This window comes from Stenotrophomonas sp. C3(2023), from assembly GCF_032911385.1.
GTDB lineage: Bacteria > Pseudomonadota > Gammaproteobacteria > Xanthomonadales > Xanthomonadaceae > Stenotrophomonas.
Map to the genome: position 1 here is coordinate 1 of NZ_JAWJLO010000006.1, position 995 is coordinate 995.

The 995-nt window shown below is 66.2% G+C and carries 2 protein-coding genes; one reads left to right on the forward strand and one right to left on the reverse strand.

Going from position 1 to position 995, the window contains the following annotated elements; translation table 11 throughout:
- Window positions 1–610: XVIPCD domain-containing protein (locus tag RZA67_RS16365; RefSeq protein ID WP_317214115.1), on the forward strand; the 610-nt coding region annotated here is incomplete at its 5' end.
- Window positions 611–795: 185 nt separating this feature from the next.
- On the opposite strand, the gene RZA67_RS16370 is transcribed toward RZA67_RS16365, so the two are convergent.
- Window positions 796–995: hypothetical protein (locus tag RZA67_RS16370; protein WP_317214117.1), on the reverse strand; the 200-nt coding region annotated here is incomplete at its 5' end.

The window sequence follows — 995 nt, forward strand, 5'->3', positions numbered from 1 at the left end:
GCTCGCCGAGCGCAACCAGACCATGATTGCCGAGTATCGTGAGGACATTGGGCAACGCCGCCTGGCCGTGACTGCGATCTCGCGGGGAGGTCCCGGCCTGATCCTGGATGTGGTTGATGCTGTTCGCGGTCCGATCCCGGCGGGCGAGCCCGCACGCGCTGAGCAGGCCCGGCAGGAAAAGCGCGCACTGCAGTTCTCCGATCCGGAGCATCCGGCGCACGGGATGTTCCGGGCTGCGCGCGTGGGCGTATACGCCCAGGACGCCAAGTTTGGCCGCATGCCCGATGCGGCCAGCGACCGGTTGGCCGGTGCATTGGTGGCGGAGATCTATGCGCTCGGCGGCACGCAGATTGATCGCGTAGTGGTCAGCAAGGATGGAACGCGGATGTTTGCAGTGCAGGGCAGGCTGGGCGAGCTGGCGAATGTGTACGCATCTGTGGACGTAGTTGAGGGGCTGAACACCCCGCTTGCGCAGTCCAGCGAACGGGTGGCGCAGTGCGCCGTACCGGTGCCGCAGCAGCCGGTGATGCTGATGAAGCCGCGGCCGGAGTTGCAACCCGATGCCAGCCAGCAGACCTGGTCACCGGCGCTGGGAGGGCGAGGCCTCTGATGGCAGTACAACCTGATTCATGCCTTGCCAGCGGAGGGTTCCGTTGCGCACGCATTCTGGCCAGCTTCGCCCCCACCGTGTCGAGCCACGTAGCGGTAGCGGTGGTGATCATCTGGCACGGCACCGGGCGACAGGCGATGGTCTTCGGCGCCACCGGCGACACGATCAAGGACTTCGTGCGACGCCTACATCCAGACCATGGAGGAGAACCAGCGACTGTTGGCCGCCGAAGCGCTCAAAGGCAGCCGGGGCAACCGGATGCTGCGCACGGTGGTGCAGACGACTGCTTTGAAGCTGGCACTGGAAGGCTGAGCATGCCAATGATGGATGTGCTTGGCGCTTTGCGCGGCGCCGCAGACCTCTCGCGCGGCGTGGTGGCCACGGG